This is a genomic window from Desulfacinum hydrothermale DSM 13146, from assembly GCF_900176285.1.
Lineage (GTDB): Bacteria > Desulfobacterota > Syntrophobacteria > Syntrophobacterales > DSM-9756 > Desulfacinum > Desulfacinum hydrothermale.
The window spans coordinates 63,757-86,268 of the sequence record NZ_FWXF01000016.1 but is presented as its reverse complement, the minus strand read 5'-3'; the positions used below and the strand labels follow the sequence as shown (position 1 = coordinate 86,268).

Annotated in this window: 21 protein-coding genes; 14 read left to right on the top strand and 7 right to left on the bottom strand. The window is 61.4% G+C overall.

Annotated elements, in window-relative coordinates; genetic code table 11:
- The first annotated feature begins 107 nt into the window (after nucleotides 1-107).
- The gene (locus B9A12_RS13150) at nucleotides 108-557 is read left to right on the top strand and encodes a PaaI family thioesterase (RefSeq protein WP_084058563.1); all 450 of its coding nucleotides are present in this window, start codon (nucleotides 108-110) and stop codon (nucleotides 555-557) included.
- Nucleotides 558-681: 124 nt separating this feature from the next.
- Nucleotides 682-1,581 carry a dihydrodipicolinate synthase family protein gene (locus B9A12_RS13145; protein ID WP_170920602.1) on the top strand — a complete coding sequence of 300 codons (900 nt, stop codon included), beginning with the start codon at nucleotides 682-684 and terminating at the stop codon, nucleotides 1,579-1,581.
- A gap of 233 nt (nucleotides 1,582-1,814) precedes the next feature.
- On the opposite strand, the gene B9A12_RS13140 is transcribed toward B9A12_RS13145, so the two are convergent.
- Together B9A12_RS13140 and B9A12_RS13135 are read right to left on the bottom strand one after the other, a co-directional pair.
- Complete coding sequence (locus B9A12_RS13140; protein ID WP_084058561.1) at nucleotides 1,815-2,039, bottom strand: type II toxin-antitoxin system HicA family toxin; 225 nt, start codon at nucleotides 2,037-2,039, stop codon at nucleotides 1,815-1,817.
- Nucleotides 2,036-2,248, bottom strand: a complete 213-nt coding sequence (locus B9A12_RS13135) for a type II toxin-antitoxin system HicB family antitoxin (RefSeq protein ID WP_084058560.1) — start codon at nucleotides 2,246-2,248, stop codon at nucleotides 2,036-2,038. The genes B9A12_RS13140 and B9A12_RS13135 overlap by 4 nt, the downstream gene beginning before the upstream one ends.
- Before the next feature lie 150 nt (nucleotides 2,249-2,398).
- On the opposite strand from B9A12_RS13135, the gene B9A12_RS13130 reads away from it, so the two are divergent.
- Nucleotides 2,399-2,623: a hypothetical protein gene (locus tag B9A12_RS13130; RefSeq protein ID WP_084058559.1), complete on the top strand. Its 225-nt coding sequence runs from the start codon at nucleotides 2,399-2,401 to the stop codon at nucleotides 2,621-2,623.
- 73 nt (nucleotides 2,624-2,696) lie between these two features.
- On the opposite strand, the gene B9A12_RS13125 is transcribed toward B9A12_RS13130, so the two are convergent.
- The 5 genes from B9A12_RS13125 to B9A12_RS13105 form a co-directional block, all read right to left on the bottom strand.
- Nucleotides 2,697-2,993, bottom strand: a complete 297-nt coding sequence (locus B9A12_RS13125; RefSeq protein ID WP_084058558.1) for a ComEA family DNA-binding protein — start codon at nucleotides 2,991-2,993, stop codon at nucleotides 2,697-2,699.
- Between the two features lie 157 nt (nucleotides 2,994-3,150).
- Nucleotides 3,151-4,011, bottom strand: a complete 861-nt coding sequence (locus B9A12_RS13120; RefSeq protein ID WP_084058557.1) for an N-acyl amino acid synthase FeeM domain-containing protein — start codon at nucleotides 4,009-4,011, stop codon at nucleotides 3,151-3,153.
- 129 nt (nucleotides 4,012-4,140) lie between these two features.
- Nucleotides 4,141-5,043, bottom strand: a complete 903-nt coding sequence (locus tag B9A12_RS13115; protein ID WP_084058556.1) for an N-acyl amino acid synthase FeeM domain-containing protein — start codon at nucleotides 5,041-5,043, stop codon at nucleotides 4,141-4,143.
- Between the two features lie 560 nt (nucleotides 5,044-5,603).
- Entirely contained in the window at nucleotides 5,604-8,168 is a 2,565-nt protein-coding gene (locus B9A12_RS13110; protein ID WP_084058555.1) for a tetratricopeptide repeat protein, read from the bottom strand.
- Between the two features lie 85 nt (nucleotides 8,169-8,253).
- On the bottom strand, nucleotides 8,254-9,465 hold the full coding sequence (locus tag B9A12_RS13105) for a PilZ domain-containing protein (protein WP_170920601.1): 1,212 nt from the start codon (nucleotides 9,463-9,465) through the stop codon (nucleotides 8,254-8,256).
- 653 nt (nucleotides 9,466-10,118) lie between these two features.
- Here B9A12_RS13105 and B9A12_RS13100 point away from each other — a divergent pair.
- The 11 genes from B9A12_RS13100 to wecB all read left to right on the top strand — a co-directional run bounded on the left by B9A12_RS13100 (nucleotide 10,119) and on the right by wecB (nucleotide 22,477).
- Entirely contained in the window at nucleotides 10,119-11,480 is a 1,362-nt protein-coding gene (locus B9A12_RS13100; RefSeq protein ID WP_170920600.1) for a sigma-54 interaction domain-containing protein, read from the top strand.
- Between the two features lie 36 nt (nucleotides 11,481-11,516).
- Entirely contained in the window at nucleotides 11,517-13,082 is a 1,566-nt protein-coding gene (locus B9A12_RS13095) for a GumC family protein (protein ID WP_084058552.1), read from the top strand.
- Between the two features lie 40 nt (nucleotides 13,083-13,122).
- A complete protein-coding gene (locus tag B9A12_RS13090; RefSeq protein ID WP_084058551.1) occupies nucleotides 13,123-13,953 on the top strand; it encodes a CpsD/CapB family tyrosine-protein kinase in 831 nt (276 codons plus the stop codon).
- 28 nt (nucleotides 13,954-13,981) lie between these two features.
- A complete protein-coding gene (locus tag B9A12_RS13085) occupies nucleotides 13,982-15,376 on the top strand; it encodes a TIGR03013 family XrtA/PEP-CTERM system glycosyltransferase (protein WP_084058550.1) in 1,395 nt (464 codons plus the stop codon).
- A gap of 190 nt (nucleotides 15,377-15,566) precedes the next feature.
- Nucleotides 15,567-16,178, top strand: a complete 612-nt coding sequence (locus tag B9A12_RS13080) for a polysaccharide biosynthesis/export family protein (RefSeq protein WP_084058549.1) — start codon at nucleotides 15,567-15,569, stop codon at nucleotides 16,176-16,178.
- Nucleotides 16,179-16,215: 37 nt separating this feature from the next.
- A complete protein-coding gene (locus B9A12_RS13075; RefSeq protein ID WP_084058548.1) occupies nucleotides 16,216-17,622 on the top strand; it encodes an outer membrane beta-barrel protein in 1,407 nt (468 codons plus the stop codon).
- Nucleotides 17,623-17,633: 11 nt separating this feature from the next.
- Nucleotides 17,634-18,572 (top strand): DUF3473 domain-containing protein, encoded by a 939-nt coding sequence (locus tag B9A12_RS13070; RefSeq protein ID WP_212636941.1) that lies wholly within the window; start codon nucleotides 17,634-17,636, stop codon nucleotides 18,570-18,572.
- 19 nt (nucleotides 18,573-18,591) lie between these two features.
- Complete coding sequence (locus B9A12_RS13065; protein WP_084058546.1) at nucleotides 18,592-19,638, top strand: FemAB family XrtA/PEP-CTERM system-associated protein; 1,047 nt, start codon at nucleotides 18,592-18,594, stop codon at nucleotides 19,636-19,638.
- A 31-nt stretch (nucleotides 19,639-19,669) separates the two neighbouring features.
- A complete protein-coding gene (locus B9A12_RS13060) occupies nucleotides 19,670-20,053 on the top strand; it encodes a four helix bundle protein (protein WP_245802447.1) in 384 nt (127 codons plus the stop codon).
- Between the two features lie 22 nt (nucleotides 20,054-20,075).
- A complete protein-coding gene (locus B9A12_RS13055) occupies nucleotides 20,076-21,371 on the top strand; it encodes a TIGR03087 family PEP-CTERM/XrtA system glycosyltransferase (protein WP_170920599.1) in 1,296 nt (431 codons plus the stop codon).
- Nucleotides 21,368-22,477: a non-hydrolyzing UDP-N-acetylglucosamine 2-epimerase gene (gene wecB / locus B9A12_RS13050; RefSeq protein ID WP_084058544.1), complete on the top strand. Its 1,110-nt coding sequence runs from the start codon at nucleotides 21,368-21,370 to the stop codon at nucleotides 22,475-22,477. The genes B9A12_RS13055 and wecB overlap by 4 nt, the downstream gene beginning before the upstream one ends.
- Nucleotides 22,478-22,512 lie beyond the last annotated feature (35 nt).

Sequence of the window (22,512 nt, the reverse complement as noted above, 5' to 3'; positions counted from 1 at the left end):
ACCATGACGACCTGGTCCCCGACGCCGTGGCCCGGACAACTTAACCAACCACAAACCGCCTGGTCCATACGTCCGGGCGACCCACACTACTTATAGGAGGGGAAAGCATGCAAAACATGATGGACATGGTCAAAAAGCAGGTGGAGACCGCCATTCCGTTCGTGGCCCGGGCGGGTCTCCAGGTTCTGGAACTGAAGCCCGGCTACGTGAAGCTCAGGATGCCCTTCGAGGGCAATGAAAATCACGTGGGCACCATGTATGCGGGGGCCATCTTCACGCTGGCCGAGATTCCGGGGGGAGCGGTGGTCTACAGCACCTTCGATCCCCAAAAGTACTATCCGGTGGCCAAGGAGATCACCATCCGCTACAAGCAGCCCGTCAAGACCGACGCCACCATTGAGGTGCGGCTGAGTCCGGAAGAGGTCCAGAGGCTTCAAGAAGAAGCCGACCGGGAAGGGAAGGCGGAATTCGTCATCGAGGCGGACATTCTGGATGCCACCGGTGAGGTGGTGGCCATGAGCCGCGGGATCTATCAGGTGCGAGCCGTGGGGATGTAGCCAGGGGAGATCGCAGCCGCAGGGCGACCGGGGCCCGTGTGCGGCCGAAAGGGCCCTGGGCCCACGTTATGGGCCGCAGGCGAACGATCGCCCTTGCGGCGGACTCCTGAGAAGGGAGGACGGCGTGGTTCTGGAAGGTATCTATCCCATCGTGCCCACGCCTTTCGGGCAGACCGGGGCAGTGGACCTGGAAAGCGTGGAACGGCTCACGCACTTCATGATGGAAAAGGGCGTGCAGGGCCTGGCTGTTCTGGGCGCGCTGGGCGAAGGCCACAAGCTGAGTGAGGCCGAACGGCGTTCGGTGGTGGAGTCCTTTCGGCGTGCTCTTCCTTCTCACAAGGGATTGGTCGTGGGTGTCAGGGCTCCGGCCACCGATCTGGCCGTGACCCAGGCGCTGACGGCCCAGGCATTGGGTGCCGACGCCCTGCTGGTGGGGCCGCCACCCGTCCAAAAGGAAGAGGTGCTCTTCGCCTTCTACCAACGGGTCCACGATGCCGTGCGCCTTCCGATCATCATCCACGATTATCCGGCCGAAACAGGCATCTTGATCTCCGTGGACCTCATGGCCCGCTTGCACCGGGAATGTGAACGCGTTCAGTACGTCAAGCTGGAAGATCCGCCCACCGGGCCCAAGATGGAGGCCGTCTGGAAAAGGGCCGGAAAAGACCTGAAGATTTTCGGCGCCCTGGGAGGTCTATACGCCCTGGAAGAGTTGGAACGGGGCGCGGTGGGGATCATGACTGGATTCGCCTTCCCGGAGCTCCTGGTGGAACTCTACCGGCGGGTGAGGACGGGGCGCCTGGAGGAGGCGGCCGAACTCTTCTATGACATGGTGGCCCTCATCCGCTTCGAATTCCAGCCGGGAATCGGGGTGTCCTTGAGAAAGCACATCCTGGTGCACCGGGGCGTCTTTCGAACCGCCACCGTGCGCCACCCCGGGCCCGAGGCCGATCCCACCACCCTGGCCCAGCTCTTTCGCATCGTGGACCATCTCAAGCGAAAGGGCTACGACCTCAGCGGATGATACGGGCCGGCCGTCGACCGTAACGGCGGTGCGACATCCTGGAAAAATCTCCCATCGGCGGGAATTCTCCAACCTATTTGACCGTGATCAGGTCCTTGATGGCCTCGTATTTCGTTGCGCTGATTCCTTGAACGTTCCGGAGGTCTTCCTTTTGTTTAACGAGCACGATCAGCTGCCGAAAATGAGTTGGCATTTTCGGTCAGGTGGCGCTATTTGTTGGGTGCGTGTTGGTTTCATAATAAATTTTTGAATTCTTCTACAGTTAATCCAACCTGCCTTATGATCTTCCGCAATGTGCCTTTTGCTACTTCACGGTGGTCTGGAACAACAACGCGCCGATGGGGAGATGCAATTTGTCGTAAAATTATGTGGCTACCTTTCTGTCTGTCGTATTCATACCCTATTTGTAAAAGAGCTGTTACCAACTCACGCCCTGATACTTGTGGAAGCGTGCTCACATTGCAACCTCCACAATTTCTTCATCTATGGAGGGTGGAATAGGTTCATTGTGAGCCTTCAGGCTTTCAATATAAACTTCTATTGCCTCCTGAATATTTTTTAAGGCCTCTACACGTGTTTTTCCTTGAGAAATACATCCAGGTAGAGAAGGTACTTCCGCTACAAACACTCCATCTTCATCCTGTTCGATGATGACTCGATATTTCATGTCTGACTCCTATTTGCATTATGATCTCCCAATTCTTTGTAGGAGACAATCTCCGTTTATCCGGGGCGGCTTATGATCAACCCGTTTCGCTGGCTCTTATTAGTATAACACCTTCGCCCTGAAGTCGATGGAGGAGGTGGAACGGGGTGCTTGGAGAAGGCGGTCGAACTCTTCTATGACATGGCGGCCCTCATCCGCTTCGAATTTCAGCCGCGAATCGGGGTGTCCTTGAGAAAGCACATCCTGGTGCACCGGGGCGTCTTTCGAACCCCCACCGTGCGCCACCCCGGGCCCGAGGCCGATCCCACCACCCTGGCCCAGCTCTTTCGCATCGTGGACCATCTCAGGCGGAAGAGCTATGACCTCAGCGGATGATACGGGCCGGCCGTCGACCGCAGCGGTGGTGCGACATCCTGGAAGAATCTCCCATCGGCGGGAATTCTCCAACCTATTTGACCGTGATCAGGTCCTTGATGGCCTCGTATTTCTTGGGGCCGATTCCTCGAACGTTTTGGATGTCTTCCTTTTGTTTGAACAATCCGTTCTGTTGCCGATACTGCACAATGCGTTGGGCGATGGCCGGGCCGATACCGGGAAGGCTCTGAAGCTGCTCGGCATGGGCCGTGTTGATGTTGACGGGACCTGCCGCGGCGACCGTCAGGGCTGCAACGCCCAGCAGGACGGCAAAGACGATCGCCCCGCACACCCAGAGGGGGCGTTTGCGAAGAAATGGTGGCCGTCTCATGGGAACACTCCTTGTTAAGGGGCTAGGAGGCGGATGGGAGATCCCAGGATGTCCATCGGATCGATGCTTGCATCATATCCGGGCGGGCACGTGACGGCAAGCGGCACCTGGAAACCCTGCAGTCCCGGGCCTGCTTGGCGTGGTGTTCGAGCGGTCTTCAGTGGAGCCGACCGGGAAGCGGGCAGAGGTAGATGACGTTTCGTTGCTGCAACGGCGTGAGGTCCGCCAGGGAGCAGGGGTCCTGGCACAGGAGCCACCGGATTTCTTCCCGCTCCAAGGGCTTGGGGCTTCCCAGGGTGCGATGCGCCTGCCTCCAGCCCGTGGCGTCCTCCCACGATCCGGTGAGAAAGCGATACACATTGGCTTCCGGGGGAAGGTGGCCGTAGGCGGCCCGCAAACGATCGGCGATGGTTTCCAGGTCGGCCTTCAAAGCGACGGCCGGCGCCTGGACCACCGGGTAGTAGCGCTCAGGACCCAAGTCTTCGAAAAGGAAGACTTTTTTGTAGAACGGGACATGTCGGGGATTGACCATGACGCATAGGTCCGTGACGCGCTTTTCCAGGGCGTGATGGTAGGCGGCGCGGCACAGGATCATGAAGAGCCGCTGCCAGCAGAAGTCCCGGCGCGTGGCGAGAGCGCTCAATTCGGCCAGTCGTCGGCCTTTGTCTCTCAAGGCGTCCATCTCGTCCCGGTAGAGCTTGTCCATGGGAAGGCCGTAAAGGTCGGTGTCCAGCACATGGGTCAACGTGGCGACCACTTCATGGGCCTTTTTCAGGACGAGCGTGGACGAGGTGGGCAGCACGTGATGGAGTCCGTAATGCATGCCCGTGGGATTGGGGCGCTCGAGGTAACCCAGTCGCAGGTATTCCTGGTGCACCACGGAAAAGGCGGCCTTCCGTTCTTCCACGGTATCCGCCCATTTGATGCGCAGCCGATCGTCCATGTCCGGCTCGAAGGAAAGAAGCCGGCTTCTTCGTATGAGAGTCAAGCGGCGGTCTTTGACCGGCTTGATGATCATGGGATTCTCCTTTGGGAAGGCACAGCAGTGGCTTCTCGTTGCAAGCGGCGGGATGAGGTCCGCAACCTGCCCTCCACTGACAGAATCCACGGGCGATGTCAAGGTATTTGGTGGTTCGACGGGGCCCGGTCAGGCCCAGGGAGCCATGTCTATCTGGGGATAACTCTCGTGCAGGTAGGCTTGTTGTTCGGGGGTGAGGTTCTGGAAAAGAGCGGGATCCAGTTCCATAAAGTGCCGCACCACCTGGGCGCGTCGGCCGTTCATAGCCGGCGGGCCGGCCGGCTTGGAGCTCTCCGCCGGAAGGTCCGCCTGGGCCTTTTGCGGAAGGAACCCCGTCATTTGGTGGAAATAGGCGTAGAGGTTGCAATCCAGCTCCAGGGAATCGTAGGTTTTTTTGAGCCGGTCCGCAATGTCGTCCATGTTCACGCGAAGCGCCACGGCCGGAGCGTCCACTCGGGGATAGTGGCGCTCGGGACCAAGGGGTTCAAAGAGAAAGATGGTCTTGTAGAACCGAACATGCTTGGGGTTTACGGCGATGCACAGGTCGTTGACGCCCCGGTACTGGGAGTACTGGTACATGACCTGGGCCAGGAGCATGAACAGGTTTCTCCACCGAAGCTTAGGTGGGGTGACCAGGGCCGAAAGCTCCACGATCTTGCGGCCTTCTTTTCTCAATTCGTCCAGTTCCTTGCGATAGATCACGTCCATGGGAAGGCCGAAGGAGGGGGTGTCGAAGATCTCCGTGAGGGTGGACAGCACGGTGAGATAGGACTTGGCCACGAAGACAACCGTTTCCGGAAGCAGGGAATGGATGCCGAAGAGCATGCCGTGGGGCTTGGGTTCCTTGAGATATCCCGTCCGAAGGTAGGTGTCGTGGACCAGGCGAAACGCCTGTTCGTATTCGTCCACCGTTTCTGCGATCTTGATGGACGGCCGATCGATGTCGTCCAGCTTCCATTGGAGCAGTCCCGACCGCTTGATCCGGATGGTGCGGCGCCGCTCTATTCCGTTGGGGGGAAGTGTGTCGGCCACGGGGCACGCTCTCTTTCTGGGTGGACGCAACGGCTCGGGGCACCATTGCCGTCGAACCGACTCTAGCCCGAGGATCCCAGGATCTGGTGCGAAAAAGGGTTCCGGAACCTAAAGCCGTGCTGCGGATACGGTCTGTTGGGCCGACCCGCTGGCTGGTCCCTGCGCGTACAGAGCCCCTTCACGCTCAGGCCGTCTCCCAACACTTTGCCCCACAAGGGCTTTCATGATCAAGGGGCCGGTTCCATTTTTTTGTAGCCCCAGGGCTTCAACCCCGCGGGAAAGAGCCCTCATCGCCCCATGACCTGGCAGGAAACGCCCCATGGGCCGTTTTTTCTAAGCTTGTTCCAGAACGCCCAGGTTGTTCTTTTCTTTTAGAGACGTGAGGTTGGAACGACCAAGCGGGCTTGTGCTGCCGGCCTGGCCAGGCCGCCTTAGGGGCGGGTTCCGAACCCGCCCCCCTCGATGCTTTTCCCATCACGGGACCGCGGCCTTTTCATCACGAGGCCGCGGCCGCGCATGACGGGGTTTTCTTGGAAGTCCGTTCCTGAAAGGCCCGGGGGTCAGCTTTTCACCTGCCCCAGCAGCTCCTCCGCCTTCTTTCTTTCCGGGAAACGGGTGTCTTTGGCAAGGATTTTTTCCAATTCTTTGCGGGCCCGTTCCTTATCGCCTTTTTGAGCCAGCGCCACCGCCAGGTGATAGCGCACGGAGGGGTTGTCGGGAATCTTAGCCAAGGCGTCTTCGAACTGGGCGATCGCACTGCCATAAGCTTTCTTGTGCACGTAGATCCAGCCAAGGGTATCGGCCACGGCGGGATCGTCCGGCATCTTCTCCTTGGCCATCTGGGCCAGGGTCAGGGCCTTGTCGATGTTGCCCCCCTGTTCCACCAGCAACCACGCCAGGTTGTTGGCGGCCGGCGCGAAGTCGGGTCGCAGCTGCAAGATCTTCTCGTAGTAGTCCTGGGCCTTTTCAGCTTCGCCCTTGGTCTGGTGGAGTATCCCAAGGCTCATGAGGGCCCCGATGAACTTGGGGCGCTTGGCCGCCACGGCCTCGTAACTTTTGATGGCTTCGTCCAGTCGGCCGGTGGCCGTGTAGATCCGGGCCAGGTGGAGGTAGGGTGTGGGCCAGTCCGGGCTGTAGTTGAGGGCCTCTTGGTAAAGGGATTCTGCCTGCGCCAGGTCCTTTTGGGCCAGAAAGACGGCGGCCTTGAGAGCCAGGTAGGCGGCCTTGATCTGCGGTTGCTCTTTCAAATCGGCCAGGTTCTGGTCGCAAAACGCCGCGGCCTTGTCGTATTCGCCCTTGAGGATGTGCACGAGTACGATGCTTCGTGCCACGGGAAACGATTGGGGCGCCACTTTCCAGGCCGCTTCGTATTGCTTCAGGGCGTCATCCAGGCGCTTTTCACTTTGAAAAAGAGCCCCCAGGGCCATGTATCCCGCAGGGTTGTTCGGTTGCAGTTCCTGGACCTTCCTGAAGGCCTTCTCGGCTCCGTCCGGATCCTTTTCCGCCAGGGCGATGCGACCCAGAAGCATGTGGGCTCGGATGTCGCGGGGGGCCCGCCGAAGGGCCTCTTCACAGTGCTTTCGCGCCTCGCCCACGTTGCCATCCCGAAGCAGAAACTCGGCCATGGTCATGTTGGCCCGCGGGTGGCCGGGTGCCAGCTTGAGGGTCTTTTCCAGCGCCTCCCGGGCCAGGTTTTCTTCACCCAGGGAGATGTGGCACATGGATTTCACAAAGTGGGCTTCGGCCAGGTTGGGTTCATCCTTGAGAAGCCGGCTCAGGATGTCCAGGCTTTCCCGGTACTGGCGCTTCTTGGCCAGGATTCGGGCCTTCATGAGACGCGCGTAGGCGTCTTTTTTCGACTTTTCCAGGACGGTCTGGATCTCCGCCAGGGCCTCATCCAAACGTCCCTGGTCGTAATAGATGCGAATGAACTCGCGGTACGGTCGCAGGTCGTCCGGATGTTGGTTTCGGGCTTCCTGGAGAACCTGCAGGGCTCTTTTCGTTTCGCCCTTGGCCGCCAGGAACCGTCCCAATGCCAGGCGCGGTTCCACCTTGTCCGGGGCCTGCTCCACGGCCTTCAGGAGGGTTTCTTCAGCCTTTTCCGGTTCGGACCGGCTGACATAGAAAGCGGCCAGCGTGGTGTAGTAGGCCGGCTGATCCGGCGCCTTCTCCACGGCCCGGAGGAGCTCCCGTTCGGCGTCTTCAAAGCGCTTCTGCTGGATGTAGAACCGGGCCAGATTCAGGTCGTGCTGGGGCTGCTTGGGGAATTTTTCAATCACTTGCACGAGCGCGTCTTCGGCCTTTTTCGCATCACGCAGGGCCACGTAGAGCTGGGCCAGGGCGTAGAGCGAGCGGGGGGTGGCATCAATCTTGGCGGCGTCCACAAGGGTCTTTTCCGCCTCTTCCAGTTTGCCGGTGGCCAGAAAGCAGCGGGCCAGCAGGATGGAGGCTTCCGTCTTCCGGCTGTCCAACGCCAGGGCGCGCTGAAGTGTGTCCATGGCCTCCTGATATTTCTCTTCCCGGAGCAGGAGCCCTCCTTCCAGGATGAGTCCTTCCACGTTGTCCGGTTCTTTTTCGAGAACGATCTTCAGGGCCTCCCGCGCCTTGTCCGGCTGGTTGCCCAGGGTGTAGAGGGTGGCCAGCTTGAGCTGGGCGTCCACGTGATCGGGATTCAAGGCTGCCGCCTGGTGAAAGGCCTTGAAGGCGTTACGGACATCCTTGGCCTTCAGATAAGCTTGTCCCAGCAGGTAATGGGCGTCGGGGGCTTTGGGGTTTTCCTGGAGGGCCGTCTTGATCTCCAAGATGGCCTCTTGGGTGCGGCCTTCGTCGAAGAATTTCTGTCCGCGGGTGAAATGTTCCTGAAACTTCTGCTCCGAACTGCTGCAACCGGCCACCGCCAAGGCCAAAAAGAGCACCAGAAGGGCGGGCAGCCCCAAAAGGCCCGTCAGGGTCCGTCGTGACCGGGACGGGTGACAACCGCCATGGGGGGTGGGGCCTGTGGGATGCCTGGGGTCCGAAACGTGTGAAGGCCGTCCGCCTGTCGTCTGAGGGGCGCTTACGGATGAAAGATCCCGAAAACGATCGGGGACGTGCCGGCGATGGCGAATGGAAAAAATGTGGCGCATGGATCTCTTCCTCTCTTCTTCTCCTATGGGGTCCGTAAAAAAAGAATTGTCTCGGCAAGGGGCTGGGAAAACGGCGGTCGAAGCATCAGGAACTGCGGGTCGCTTGGGTTGGCTTCTTGATGGTAGGCTCGAGCGGTAGAACCAACCGGAGTTGATTTCTTCCCGACTCGCTTCGCACCTGGAGCCTGGGCTCGTGGTCTTCCAGGGCCACCAGAGCGCAGTAGAGCCACAGGGCGGCTCGCAGGTCCCGTTGGCTGAAGGATTCCAGGTCCAAGATTCCCTCCGGGGTGAGCTCCAAGAGGTTGCGATCCAACGCCCGGGCCCCGTCTTCTAAGATGCTCAAAATCAGCTGATGGTCATCCACTCGGGACTGCACCAGGATCCGGGAGCCCTTGTTATAAAAGGCGCTTCGAAAGGAAAAGGCAAGGAGCCCGTCGAAACAGACCACAAAGTCCCGGTGTTTTCCGAACACAAGGGGCAGGGGCGACTTCTCATACATGATGGCGGGAAGCGGTGCCTCGGTGAGGCCCGCCAGCGCTTCCTGCAGGCTTTTGACGGAATCGGAAATGGCTTGCTCCAGATCCACCAGGTAGCCGGAGTTTTGGCTCAGGGCCAGATGCTTATCGCGTATGGCCCGGAACATGGTGGCGAGAGCGCGCAGGTTGGATCCGGTCCGTTTCAGGTCCTCCACGATCCGATCCACTGCCTCCGGATCCGCCACCTGGGAGGAACGAAGCTTTTCCGCCCGGTAAGCGCTCAGTTCCACCCGGGCGGCACAGCTGGCCCAGTGGCTCTGGGCCGCTTCCGAAAGGGCGCCCACCACCCGGCCCCACAGGCTCCAGGGATAGGTCTCCCGGATGCCATGGGCGATCAGGGGGAACCTCTCCCGCAGCCTCCTGGCTCGTTCCACCTCCCCGTCGAATTCCTCGCATATCTTGATGGCGTAACGGACCGGTATCCGGGCCTGCAGTTCTTCGTCCAGCTGGATGCCACACCTGGGCTTGTCTTCCGGGGTCTTTAATTCCAGGGACGTCCAGCAGATGGTTCCCGTCACGTTGACCACATCGCCGTTCAGGGCGACCCCGAGCAAGACTCGGGTGCCGGGCTGGGGAGACCGCGCCGCCAGCGACTGGATACCCAGCCCCCGAAGGCTGAGATCCACGAGCGAGGCCGCATAGCTTTGGTGCTCATCCAGCTCGGTCACGTGGGCGGGAAGGCGAACCGGGATCCGGAAATGCTTGCGCCTGTCTTTGACCCCGCCCGCTCCGCTTGCCGCCACCCCATTGGTCGCCCCCACGCTCTTCCTCCCGGTTTCCACCCCGATGTTGCAGATTCTGGCCTCTCTTCTGCCGCCCGGATCTTCTTCTGGAGATTTTTGGACATAGATCGGGGAAAGAACTTAGCAAGTAAGGTGCCATGAACAAGGATTCCATCCAGGCGGCGGCCCCGGTTCGGTTCGGGGCGCGCATTCTGAAAAGATTTCGGAAAGTAACGGGAGCCGAAGTGGGATCCGAGACGTGGGGACACCGCGACCCCGCACCGCCAAGAGGCGCTCCGGGATGCAAGGAAATTCCTCCACCAAGGGACTTTTGGTGCACAGGGCGTGCAAACCATTTCACATGGTTTGGAAAACCCCACATCAGCAAGAATGGCAGCCATTTCAATGCATTCCTTCCCATCACCGGGCCATGGTGCGCAAAACGGTGCATGTTGTGTGCACCGTTTTGCGCACCATGGGGTCTGGGGGCCCGGGATCCAGGGGGCGGGTCTGGTGTAACCTTTTGACAAAGCATACAAAAGTGGATCGACCCGGGCGTTGGCACGATTATGGCTTAAACCCGTGCAGCGGATCGGGCCTGGTGGGGCCCGCTCGGCAAACGGCAAGGGGACGGCGGTTTGGCACAGAACCGTCGGCGCATGAGGGCCTTGGCTCACACGAGAGCAAAAACCATGGACATCCCCAGGGGGAAGCCGATTCTTATCTGCGCACAGCAACGCGCCTACGGGCTCTACCTGAACAGCCTGGTGAGGCAGTTGGGGGTGGAGACTCAGCTGGTCCGGGGCCAAGACCTGGATCGGGACCTTCTGGAAAGGACCGGCCCGCTCTTGACCGTGGTGGAGGCACCCCGGGACGAGATTCCCGCCGTTTTTCGGTCGCGACGACGCGAAACCCCGGGGGTCCTGCTGGTGGCCGAGTGCGAAGACGGCGCCGCGGGGCGGATCGAAAAGCGGGCGGACTGCACGGTCTTTTTCAAGCCGATCCACCCGGAAAAGTTCACCCGGTGTGTCTGGGAGCTCCTTTCCAATCGCGTGGACACGGGCTCTGTGCGGCCCCTGTGCGAGCCCTACCTCATCGGCAACTCCCCGGCCATGGAAGAGGTCCGTCGGACCATCGCCAAGATCAGCGCCACGGACCTGACCGTGCTCATCGGCGGCGAGACGGGAACGGGCAAGGGGCTGGTGGCTCTGGCCATCCACAACAACTCGCCCCGCCGATCCGGGCCGTTTCTGGAAGTCAACTGCGCCAACATCCCTTCCTCGCTCCTGGAAAGCGAGCTGTTCGGGTACAAGAAAGGCGCCTTTACGGGGGCCTGGGGGGACAAACCGGGCAAGTTCGACCTGGCGGATTCGGGCACCCTCTTTCTGGATGAGATCTCCGAGATGGTCCAAGCCATGCAAGCCAAGCTCCTGCAGGTGCTCCAGGACGGGGAATATTCGCCCATCGGAAGCGTGGAAAACAAGACGGCCAACGTGCGGATCATTTCGGCCACCAACGCGGCACTGGAGCAGCTGGTGGAACAAGGGCGCTTCCGAAACGATCTCTATTACCGACTCAAGGTGATCACGCTTCACCTGCCCCCCTTGCGCGCGCGCAAGGAGGACATCGGGCCTCTGCGGGAGCATTTCCTGGAAAAGTACGCCCTTCTCTACGACAAAAAACCCCACGCCCTTTCCAAGGACTTTTGCTCGATGCTGGAGGAACACGACTGGCCGGGAAACGTCCGGGAGCTGGAAAACGTGATCAAGAGCGTGGTGGCCCTGGGCAGCGAGAGCCTGGCCCTGGAAGGCCTTCAGCGAACTCGGATCGGGGGCCCTGCTCGAGAGAAGGAAGAGGACCCGGCGTTGGAGTTTCGTCGATCCATACGCCACCGGTCCCTTCGGGAGATTTCCCAGCAGGTGGCGGAAAGGGCGGAGCGCAAGGCCATCGAAGAGGCCCTGGCGCACACGCAGGGCAACAAGAAGGCCGCCGCCCGGCTGCTCCAGGTGAGTTACAAGGGCCTGCTCGGAAAGATCAAGGCCTACGGTCTGTAGCCAAGGCAAAGACCACCCACAGAGGGATGAAACGACATGCAACTGCCCAAACTGGATTTGGAACCGTATGTGGACATGGCCTGGAGACGCAAGTGGTGGATTCTCATCCCCACGCTCCTGGGGCTCGCCGTCGGCTTGGTGGTGCTCCAGGTTTCTCCCAAGATCTACCGGGCCTCCACCCTGATTCTGGTGGAGCCCCAGCGCATCCCCACGGGCTACGTGCGCCCCACGGTGACCCAGGATGTGGCCAGCCGGCTTCGCACCATCTCCGAACAGGTCAACAGCCGCACCAACCTGGAGCGCATCATCGAGGAGTTCAAGCTCTACCGAAAACCCGAAGACCGGGTTCAGGATCTGATCTCCAAGATCCGGCGCAAGATCAACACGTGGCGACACGGCGAGGAAGCGGCCGTTAAGAAGGAAGAAGAAGCCGTGGCCACGGCGGACCTGGTGGGCAAGCTGCGGTCGCGGATCAGCATCAACGTGGACCGAAGCGGATCGTCCTTTCGCATCTCCTTCCGCTGGCACGATCCCACCACGGCGGCGGCCGTGACCAATGCCATCGCCTCCCAGTTCATCGAACAGAATCTGAAGGTGCGCGAAGAGATGGCCATGGGCACCACCGCCTTTTTGAAAAACGAGGTGGAGAAGCTCAGGCGGGATCTGGCCGAACGGGAAAAGGAAGTGGAGGACTTCAAGCAAAAGCACATGGGCATGTTGCCGGACCAGTTGGAAAGCAATCTGAATATCCTGAACCAGCTCCAGCAGGAGCTGACCACGCTGCAGCAGCGGATCGATGAGCAGAAAAAGCAGGAATTGCTGTTGCAAGATCGGATCCAGGACCTGAAGGCGGGCAGGCTCAGTCCTTCCTCCGCCGTCGTGGCGGGCGAGCGCCAAAAGACGCCGGAGGCTCAGCAGCTGGAAGCCCTGGAAGAAAAGCTCAAGCAGGCCCGCGTTCGTTACACGGAAAAACATCCGGACGTCATCGCCTTGAAGCGCACCATCGAGCGGTTGCGCCAGGAGGTGGCCCGGGTGGGCGTCTATGTCCAGGGGGACGACCTGGAGGGGCAGGGTCGGTTGAGCCCGCGCCAGATTCTGGAGCTCCAACTGGAGAAGCTGCGTCAGGAGATGGAGGCCAACGAGGTGCAGCTTTCGGCTCTGAAGGAACAGATCGCTCAATACCGGGAACGGGTGGAAAAGACGCCCGCCGTGGGCCTGCAGTTGGGCAATATCCTACGGGACTACAACACGGTCCGATCCCGCTATTCCAGCATGGTGGCCAAGTTGCTGGACGCGCAAATGGCCGAGGAGCTGGAAAAGCGGCAAAAGGGAGAGCAGTTCCGGATCCTGGATCCGGCGGTCGCGCCTTCCCAGCCGGTGGAACCCGATGCCAAGAAGGTCATGACACTGGCCGTGGTGCTGGGCTTGGGGCTGGGCGGCGGCCTGGCGTATGCCCTGGAGCTCCTGGATCCTCGGTTCTACCGACCGGAAGAGGTGGAAAGCTACCTCAACACCCGGGTGTTGGTCAGCCTGCCCGGGCTGAAAGACGAGGACGACAAACGTCGTTGGTGGAGCCTGAGGTTCAGGAAGAAAGCGGCCTGAAACGGGGATTGGATGTACCCCACTGCGGACAGGATGGATCATGGGCAAGATTTACGAAGCACTGGAGCGGGCCAAGCGGTCCCCGAAACAAGATGTTCCTTCCCCACAAAGAGTGGTCACCCCGAGCCTGCCCAAGTCCACCGGAGGACTGGTGGTCCTGGAAGAGCCGGGGTCTCCCACGGCGGAATGTTTCCGCTTTTTGCGTTCCGTGTTGGTCCGCCCCATGGAGGGGGATCCGCCCCGGACCATCCTGGTCACCAGCCCGCTGGTGGGAGACGGAAAGACGTACGTGGCCTCCAACCTGTCGGCCGCCATCAGCCAGGGCCTGGACGAGTGGGTCCTGCTCATGGACTGCGACTTGAGGTATCCGCGTCTGGACCGCATCTTCGGCTTGAACAGCAGCCACCAGGGCCTGTCCACCTACCTGACCAACGACACGCCCCTGGATCAGCTTTTGAAAAAGACCGCCGTCCACAAGCTCACCCTCCTGCCGGGCGGAAACTCCACCCGCCAGCCCACGGAGCTGCTCACGTCGGAGAAGATGCTTCGGCTGATTCGGGAGGTTCGCGACCGCTACGAGGACCGGTTCGTGGTCATGGACAGTACGCCTTTGGAACTGGCGCCGGAAACCTTCGTGATCGCCAATGAAGTGGATGCGGTGATCCTGGTTGTCCGGCGGGGTCGCACGCCGCGAAACGCCGTTCGAAACGCGGTGAACCGCATCCGCCGGGACAAGCTGCTGGGAGTGGTCTTCAACGACTACGACAAGAGCTCCAAGGTCTACCGGAAATACGAATACACCCGTGTGTTCGGGGAGCACGAAGGGGAAGAGCAATCCACGACAGGCGGCGGGGAAAAGGCCGATCAATAGATTTGTTTCCAACAGAGGCTGAAGGCTCATGCTCAAGTTCTTTCACACCTACTTTCCCATTCGGAATCTCCTCTTCTTCCTGGGCGAGGGGGGGCTCATCTTCGGCTCGCTCTTGGTGGCCTCCCACGTGGCCTCGGATTTGTGGTACCCGGTGTCGGGGGCCCGTCACAGCATGGCCTTGCGGATGCTGATCACCACGGTGGTGGTGCAGCTGAGCCTCTATTATCACGAACTCTACGAGATGAAGGCCCGCGAGAGCGTCTTGGAGCTGGCCATTCGTCTCCTGCAGGCCCTGGGGGTCGCTTGCATTCTGCTCGCCGCCCTCTACGCCATGGACGCCAAGCTGATCATCGCCAACAAGATCTTCTTCCTGGCCCTCTTTCTTCTGGTGTTCGGGCTCCTGTCCTGGCGTTTCGCCTACCAGTACATCTGTGAACGCAAGCTTCTCACCGAGAGCATCCTCCTTCTGGGAAACGGGCAGATGGCGAATCTCATCGCCCGTGAGATCAACCGCAACCTGGACAGCGGCTATGTGGTGCGGGCCCTGGTGGAACCTCAGGCCGCCACGGACCGGCATCCCGTGTGGAACTGCCCCGTTTACCGGGATTACGACACGTTGTGCGAAAGGGCCCTGGAGGACGGAATCCGAAGGATCGTGGTGGCCCTGGATGAACGGCGGGGGAACTTCCCGGTCCGAGCCCTGCTCAGGTGCAAGATGATGGGCATTTCGGTCTTGGACGGCGTCTCCTTCTTCGAGGCCCTAAGCGGTCGGATTCCCGTGGAAAAGGCCAATCCCAGCTGGCTCATCTTTTCCGAAGGGTTCCGGCGCCATCGACTGCTGACAGTGGGCAAGAGGTGCTTGGACATCGCCTTCGCCCTCATCGGGCTCGTGCTTTCCGCCCCGATCATGCTCGTGGTGGCCTGCGCCGTGAAATTCACGTCCGAGGGACCCGTCTTTTTCCGTCAGGAGCGGGTGGGGCAGTACGAACGGCCCATCGTGGTCGTCAAGTTTCGAACCATGGTGAAGGACGCGGAAAAGCAGACGGGGGCCGTCTGGGCCAGCGACAGCGATCCGCGGGTAACCCCCGTGGGGCGCGTGCTTCGAAAGCTGCGCCTGGATGAACTGCCCCAGTTTTGGAACGTGCTCAAGGGGGACATGAGTTTCGTGGGACCCAGGCCGGAACGGCCCGTCTTCGTGGCCCGTCTCAAGGAGCAGATCCCCTTTTACGGCGAGCGCCATGTGGTCAAACCCGGCATCACCGGCTGGGCCCAGGTGAATTACGGTTACGGGGCCTCCGAGGAGGACGCCCTGCGAAAACTGGAATACGACCTTTTCTACATCAAGCACATGTCGCTCTTTCTGGATCTGTACGTGATTCTCAAAACGGTTCAGATCGTGCTCTTCGGCAAAGGCGCCCGCTAACGGGTGGATGTTGGATCGCGGGATCTCGCTTCCCGTCGTCCCCGCGAAAGCGGCTTCGCAAAAGGCTTTTGAGTCAGTCGGTTGATTTTGTCGGTGGGGGAGGCCCTGGAACCGAGTTGGGCGAAGCCTGCCTTTCGGCCAGGGCCCCCTCCCCACCTCACGCATTCACCCCCCCAATGAGGAGGACCCCATGAAAAGACGGACATTATGGATCACGGCACTGGCGGCGGCGATGGTCTTCTTGGCGGTGGGCCTTGTGCAAGCCAAGGACGCCGGGGAGGTGGTGCCCGGTCCCGAAGAGGCTCGGCCTCCCGATGTGGGCAACTACCTGATCGGCAAAGGCGATACCCTGGAGATCTACGTGTGGCGGGAACCTGAGTTGACCCGGCAGACCCAGGTGCGCCTGGACGGTATGATCTCCCTTCCCCTACTGGATGACATCCAAGCGGCGGGCCACACCCCCATGGAGCTCAAAAAGGAGATCCAGAATCGTCTTTCCGAATATCTGGAAAGCCCCGTGGTGAGCGTGATCGTAACGGGCTCGGCCAACAACAAGTACTACATGGTGGGTGAAGTCAATTCCCCGGGAGAGCAGGACCTGATCAAGGACCTCACCGTTTTGCAGGCCCTGGCCCGGGCCGGCGGGCTGACCGAATGGGCCAATAAGAAGCGAATTGTCATCCTGCGGCGGGAAAACGGAGTTGAAAAAAGGATGGTTGTCAACTACAACGATATCCTACACGGTAAATCGCCGGAACAGAACATCTACATTCATCCCAACGACACCATCGTGGTTCCATGACACGGCTTCACTTTGACCGCAGGGGACAGGAGGGGCTATGGGACGCTGGATGCTCGGGCTGACGTTGGCTCTATTCGTATGCGCGGTGGCGCCCGTTTCGGCGCAGGCGGGATACCGGCACCAGATCATTCCCAACCTCTCCGTCAGTGGTGAATACACGGACAACGTGAACCTGACGGAAAACGATACGGACTCCGACTGGATTCTGGTGGTGACGCCCAGCCTGACCTACGAGGTGTCGGGGCGCCGAAACGGCCTTCGGCTCAGCTACGCGCCGGGGGCGGCCCTCTACGCCAAGAACGGAGACGACAACACGTTGCGCCACAGCCTGGATTTCAACGCCTGGCACTCCTTGACCAAGAACACCCACCTGTCTTTCTACGACCACTTCCTGAGAACGGAAGACCCCAACACGGACGAGGTGGAGCGGCGGGAGACCCGGTTCCGTTCCCTGGGGCCGGCGGAGGAAGGGGAGACACCGCCGCCGGTGCTCAGCCCGGAAGAGCTGGGGCTGCAGCCGGACACCACCCTTCGGGAAGGCCGCAAACCCTACATCACCAACACGGCCGCCGCGCGCCTCACCCACACCTTCGGCCGCGGCCACAGTCTCTTTCTGGGCTACCTCCATTCCCTCACGGAACATGAAAGCCGGTTGGAAGAAGACAGCATGCGGCACAATCCCACCGCGGGCATCACCTACCAGATCAATCCGCACCTGAGCCTGGCCGCCTCGGGGGGCTACACGCGGGGGACCTTCGATGCGGACCCGCGCTACCTGGACGATCCCACGGAGGACTTCGACCGGTGGAACGGATCGTTGCGGCTCAACCGGGCCTTCAGCCCCCGGTTCAGCGCCTATGTGGACTATTCCCAGATCCTGCTCGATTCCGAGGGAGACGGGGACGACTACGTGGTCTACCACGCGTCCGTGGGGGGCACCTATGTGCTCAGCCCCAAATCCAGCCTCACGGTGGGTGTGGGCTACTTCTTCCAGGACAACCAGGACGAAGAGGACGAAAAGGGCCTCACCCTGAACCTCAACTACAACACTGCGGACCAGTGGAAGGCGGGGCGGCTGGTGGGCAGTTTCAGTGTGCAGAGCGGCTTTCGGGAGGCCTTCTTTGGGACGGAAAACCTGGGCTTTTCCTCCTTTTACGGGGCGACCATGAATCTTCGCTACGCCATGACCAAGAAGATCTCCTGGTCCAGCTACCTGACCTACCGGCGCGACGACTACCTGAATGAGACCCCGGAGCGAAAGGACAACGCCTACCTGGCCGGAGTCGGCGTGCAATACCAGATCAGCCGCCGCTTCAGCCTCTCGCTCAGCTTTTCCCACCGCACCATCGACTCCAACCTGGACGAAGAAGACTCCCACGAAAACCGCGTGGGGGTGGACTTCAGCATGAACCTTTCGCCCGAGCTGAAGCCCATCAGCTTTTGAGACGTGACATCGTGAAGCGTGAGGTGGGTAGCTCGGATGGGGGGAAGGGAAAAGGGCACCGCAAGGTGGTGCTGCTCACCTTCGATGTGGAGGACTGGTTCCAGGTGGAGAACCTGCGGTCGGTCTTTCCTCCCCACACTTGGGGTGGCTGCGAACTGCGCGTGGAGCGGGCCACCCGCCGCCTTCTGGACCTTCTGGACCGCCTGGAAGCCTTTTTGAAAGGAACCCCGGCCTCAACCTACCGCCGAAAGATCCGGGCCACCTTCTTCGTCCTGGGTTGGCTGGCCGAGCGCATCCCCTGGCTGGTACGCGAGATCCGGGACCGGGGCCATGAGGTGGCCTCCCACGGTCACGGACACCTCCTGTGCCGGGATATGGAGCCCGGGGCCTTGGAAGCAGACATCCGCAGAAGTCGGAACGTGCTGGAAGACGTCCTGGGGGAACCGGTTGTGGGCTATCGGGCTCCCGGATTTTCCATCTCTCCGGCGCTCCTCCACATCCTGGCTCGGGTGGGGTTTCGTTACGACTCCAGCTACAACTCCTTCGGAGCCAATCCCCGGTACGGCCGGCTGGATCTGGCCGCCTTTCGAAAGCGCGGCGGGCTCTATGAAACTCCGACCGGCTTGGCGGAGATCCCCGTGAGCAACCTGTCTTTCAACGGGCGAGTGCTTCCCTGGGCGGGCGGGGGCTACTTTCGACTCGCGCCCCTGAAGATCTTTTCCCTCGGAGTCCAAAACATGCTGCGCCGTGACGGCCTCTATGTTTTCTACCTGCACCCGTGGGAGCTGGATTCGGGCCAACCGCGGGTCCCGGTCCCGGACGTTCTGGGGCGCTTTCGTCACTACGTGAACCTGAAAAGAACCGAAGCCAAGCTGGAAGGGTTGGTGAAGGCCCTGGATCGTTCCAGCTTTCTTTCCTGTTCCGACTACTTGGAGCTCTTGGGGCCCTGATCGGAGCCCTCATCCCCCTATGCTGAAAATTCGAAACTACGTGGCATCGGACCGAGCGGCTTGGGACGCCTACGTGGCCGCCCATCCCCGGGGAACGCCCTTCCACACCACCGCGTGGAAGCAGATGGTGGAGCTCTCTTTTGACCACCGCAGTACTTACCTGGTGGCGGAGGAGTTCCGGCGTGTGGGCGAAAGCCCCGCCCTGGTGGGGGTGCTGCCGCTTTTCGAGATGCGAAGCCGCCTCTTCGGGCACTACTTCCTGTCGGTTCCCTTCGCTGAAAGCGGGGGAGTGCTGGCCGATTCTCCCCAGGTGGAACGGGTCCTCATCCATGACGCCACTGCTCTGGTGGCCCGACGGGATGCCGCCTACCTGGAGCTTCGCAACCGGCGTCCTGTGGACGGCCTTCCCACCAAGGATCTGTATGTGAGTTTTCGAAAGGAGATGGCTTCCGATCCCGATCAGAACCTGAAGGCCATCCCCAGGAAATCCCGGCGCATGGTCCGGGTGGGCATGAAGCGGGGGCTGTGGTCCGAGACGGGATCCCATCTTCTGGACACGTTCTACCAGATCCTGGCCGCCAACTACCACCGGCTGGGAACCCCTGTCTTTTCCCGACGGCTCTTTCGAAACCTCCTGGATGCCTTTGGCCGGAGGGCCCAGATCCTGGTGGTGCGTACCCGGCAGGGGGTGCCCGTGGCGGCGGTCTTGAGCCTGTTCTGGCGGGATGCGGTCATGCCCTACTACGCGGGTTCCCTCTTTGCCTACCGGCACCTGGCTCCCAACGATTTCATGTACTGGGAGCTCATGCGCCGAAGTTGCCTGGCGGGTTTTCGCTGGTTCGATTTCGGTCGGAGCAAGAAAGGCACCGGATCCTACGCCTTCAAGAAGCATTGGGGCTTTGAGCCCGAACCGCTGGCCTACCAGTACGTACTCCACCGGACCCGGGCCCTTCCGGACGTGAGTCCGGCCAACCCGCGCTACCGCCTGCTGATCCAGATGTGGCGGCGCCTGCCCCACGGAGTCACACGGCTTGTGGGCCCGCCCATTGCGCGGCATTTGGGGTGAGTGGAGAGTGGTGAGTGGAGAGAGGGAGCTTGTGAAGCGGAAGTTCCATCGCCCCCATAAGGATCTGGAGGTCTGGAGGCTGGCGATGGACCTGTGCCAAGAGGTGTACACGCTGGCGGCACTCCTTCCTGAAACCGAAAAGTATGGCTTGGCGAGTCAATTGCGGCGGGCGGCCGTTTCCATCCCCAGCAATATCGCGGAGGGGGCGGCCCGGAATTCAACCGCTGAATTCATCCAATTTCTTGGGATGGCCCGCGGCTCACTGGCTGAATTGGATACTCAACTGCATTTGTGTTCCAGGTATTTGGGGCTGTTGGAACCCCAAGCCGTGGAGACGGCCTTGGAGCTTGTGGAACGCATCAGCAAGATGATCAACAGCCTGCGGCGGACCCTGAGGGGCAAGACGCGTGCGTAAATCCATGGAAAGAAGGAGTCCCTTGACCCCCGACCACTCCCCACTCCCCACTCCCCACTCCCCACCCCTGCGGATCCTTTACCTGGCCCATCGCATCCCCTATCCGCCCAACAAGGGGGACAAGATCCGTTCCTACCACCAGGTGCGTCATTTGGCCCGACGGCACGTGCTGGACCTGGCGTGCCTGTGCGATGTGGAAGAGGACATGGCCTTTCGGGGGGCCCTGGAGCGCTGGTGCCGACGGGTGGCCGTGGAGCGGGTGGTGCCCTGGAAGGCCAAGGCCGGGAGTGTGATCGGCCTGGCGCAGCGTGCCCCGCTTTCCGTTCCCTACTTTCACCGGGAGTCTTTGCAGCGGCGCGTGGACCGCTGGCTATCCCGGGAAGACTACGATGTGGTCCTGTGCTTTTCTTCTCCCATGGCCGAGTATCTCTTCCGGAGCCGGTCGGAGCGGCGGGAGCGGCCCCTTTGGATCATGGACTTTTGCGACATGGACTCGGACAAGTGGCTTCAGTATTCCAAACGGGCCTCCGGGCCGGCGCGCTGGATCTATGGGCGCGAAGCGCAGCGGCTCCTGGACTACGAAAAGAAGGTACAGCGGCGCTTCCATGCCTGTTTTTTCGTCTCCCGGCGGGAAGCGGCCCTTTTCATGGAGCGGGTGCCGGAGGCGTGCAACGTGCGTGTGGCGCCCAACGGAGTGGATACGGACTACTTTCGGCCCCTGGCGGGCCGTCGATTTCCGGGGGACCGGGCGGCTCGGGACGGCGGGTCCTCCAAGTTGGTCTTTGTGGGCGCCATGGATTATGCGGCCAACGTGGACGGGGTGGTGTGGTTTGCCGAACGGATCTTTCCCAGGATTCGAAGGGAAATTCCCGGGGCCTCCTTCTGGGTGGTGGGGTCCCGGCCCCACGCGCGCGTCCGGGCCCTGGGGGCGCGGCCTGGGATCAAGGTGACGGGGTTTGTGCCGGATGTGCGCCCGCACGTGGCGTCGGCGGCCTGCGTGGTGGTGCCCCTTCGGCTGGCCCGGGGCGTGCAAAACAAGGTGCTGGAAGGCATGGCCATGGGACGGCCCGCGGTGGTCACACCGGCGGCCCTGGACGGCATCGAGGCGCAGCCCGGCCGGCACGTGCTGGTGGCCGAGGACGAGGACGGGTTCGCCCGCCGGGTGCTCGGCGTGCTGCGGGACCCCGATCTGGCGGAAGAGCTGGGCGGCCGGGCGCGGCGCTTCGTCAAGGAGCATCACGGTTGGGAGGCGGGCATGGATCGTCTGGAGCGTGTGCTGGTGGAGCTTCACCGGCGCCGAAAAGGGGACGTGCGATGAAGCTGTTCGTGGTGGCCGGAGCCCGCCCCAATTTTATGAAGGTGGCCCCGTTTCTTCACGCCATCGCCCGGCACAACCAGCGGTGCGTGGCCGGAAACGGCGCCTTGGAGCCCTTGCTGGTGCACACGGGACAGCACTACGACATCATGATGTCGGAGGTCTTTTTCCGGGAGCTGAACATCCCCACCCCGGACGTCAACCTGGAGGTGGGATCGGGAACCCATGCCCGGCAGACGGCGGCGGTGATGGTGCGTTTCGAAGAGGTGTGCCACAGGGATCGGCCCCACTGGGTCATTGTGGTGGGTGATGTGAATTCCACCATGGCCTGCACGCTGGTGGCGGCCAAGCTGGGGATTTCGGTGGCCCATGTGGAAGCGGGGCTTCGAAGCTTCGATCGCACCATGCCGGAAGAGATCAACCGGCTGGTGACGGACGCCCTGGCGGATCTTTTGCTCACGCCGTCTGCAGACGCCGACGAAAACTTGGCCCGGGAAGGGGTGCCTCGGGAAAAGATCCACCGGGTGGGAAACATCATGATCGATTGCCTGGTGGCCAATCTTGCCCGGGCCCGGGCCCGGCGGGCTCCGGTGCGGCTGGGGGTGGAACCCGGCCGGTATGCCTACGTGACCCTCCACCGGCCGTCCAATGTGGATTGCAGGGAATCCTTGGAAGCCATCCTGGAAAATCTCGTCCGGCTTTCCCGGGATCTTCCCGTGATCTTTCCGGTGCACCCGCGCACGCACAAGGCGCTGGAAGCCTTCGGCCTGGACCACGTGGGCGCTCCGGGCCTCCACAAGATCGCCCCCGTGGGCTATCAGGATTCGTTGTGTCTTACCGAAAACGCGCGGCTCGTCCTGACCGATTCGGGGGGGCTGCAGGAAGAGTCCACCTATTTTCGGACCCCGTGCCTCACGCTTCGGCCCAACACGGAACGGCCCGTGACCGTCACCGAAGGGAGCAATCGGCTCACGTCTCTGGAAGCCCTGGCCGGGGATATCCAGGCGGTGCTCAACGGTCCGGAACGCCTGGGGCGTGTGCCCGATCTCTGGGACGGCCGCACGGCCGAGCGCATCGTCCAGGTCCTGCTGAAAAACGGGACCCCCTAAACCATCTGCCAATCCCCCATTCACGATGCAGGACT

Bases quoted from the DNA above. Each gene is read 5' to 3' on its own strand.
- B9A12_RS13150 (WP_084058563.1), top strand. From the start codon at position 108: ATGCAAAACATGATGGACATGGTCAAAAAGCAGGTGGAGACCGCCATT.
- B9A12_RS13135 (WP_084058560.1), bottom strand. From the start codon at position 2,248: ATGAAATATCGAGTCATCATCGAACAGGATGAAGATGGAGTGTTTGTA.
- B9A12_RS13125 (WP_084058558.1), bottom strand. From the start codon at position 2,993: ATGAGACGGCCACCATTTCTTCGCAAACGCCCCCTCTGGGTGTGCGGG.
- B9A12_RS13120 (WP_084058557.1), bottom strand. From the start codon at position 4,011: ATGATCATCAAGCCGGTCAAAGACCGCCGCTTGACTCTCATACGAAGA.
- B9A12_RS13110 (WP_084058555.1), bottom strand. From the start codon at position 8,168: ATGCGCCACATTTTTTCCATTCGCCATCGCCGGCACGTCCCCGATCGT.
- B9A12_RS13100 (WP_170920600.1), top strand. From the start codon at position 10,119: ATGGACATCCCCAGGGGGAAGCCGATTCTTATCTGCGCACAGCAACGC.
- B9A12_RS13095 (WP_084058552.1), top strand. From the start codon at position 11,517: ATGCAACTGCCCAAACTGGATTTGGAACCGTATGTGGACATGGCCTGG.
- B9A12_RS13090 (WP_084058551.1), top strand. From the start codon at position 13,123: ATGGGCAAGATTTACGAAGCACTGGAGCGGGCCAAGCGGTCCCCGAAA.
- B9A12_RS13085 (WP_084058550.1), top strand. From the start codon at position 13,982: ATGCTCAAGTTCTTTCACACCTACTTTCCCATTCGGAATCTCCTCTTC.
- B9A12_RS13080 (WP_084058549.1), top strand. From the start codon at position 15,567: ATGAAAAGACGGACATTATGGATCACGGCACTGGCGGCGGCGATGGTC.
- B9A12_RS13075 (WP_084058548.1), top strand. From the start codon at position 16,216: ATGGGACGCTGGATGCTCGGGCTGACGTTGGCTCTATTCGTATGCGCG.
- B9A12_RS13065 (WP_084058546.1), top strand. From the start codon at position 18,592: ATGCTGAAAATTCGAAACTACGTGGCATCGGACCGAGCGGCTTGGGAC.
- wecB (WP_084058544.1), top strand. From the start codon at position 21,368: ATGAAGCTGTTCGTGGTGGCCGGAGCCCGCCCCAATTTTATGAAGGTG.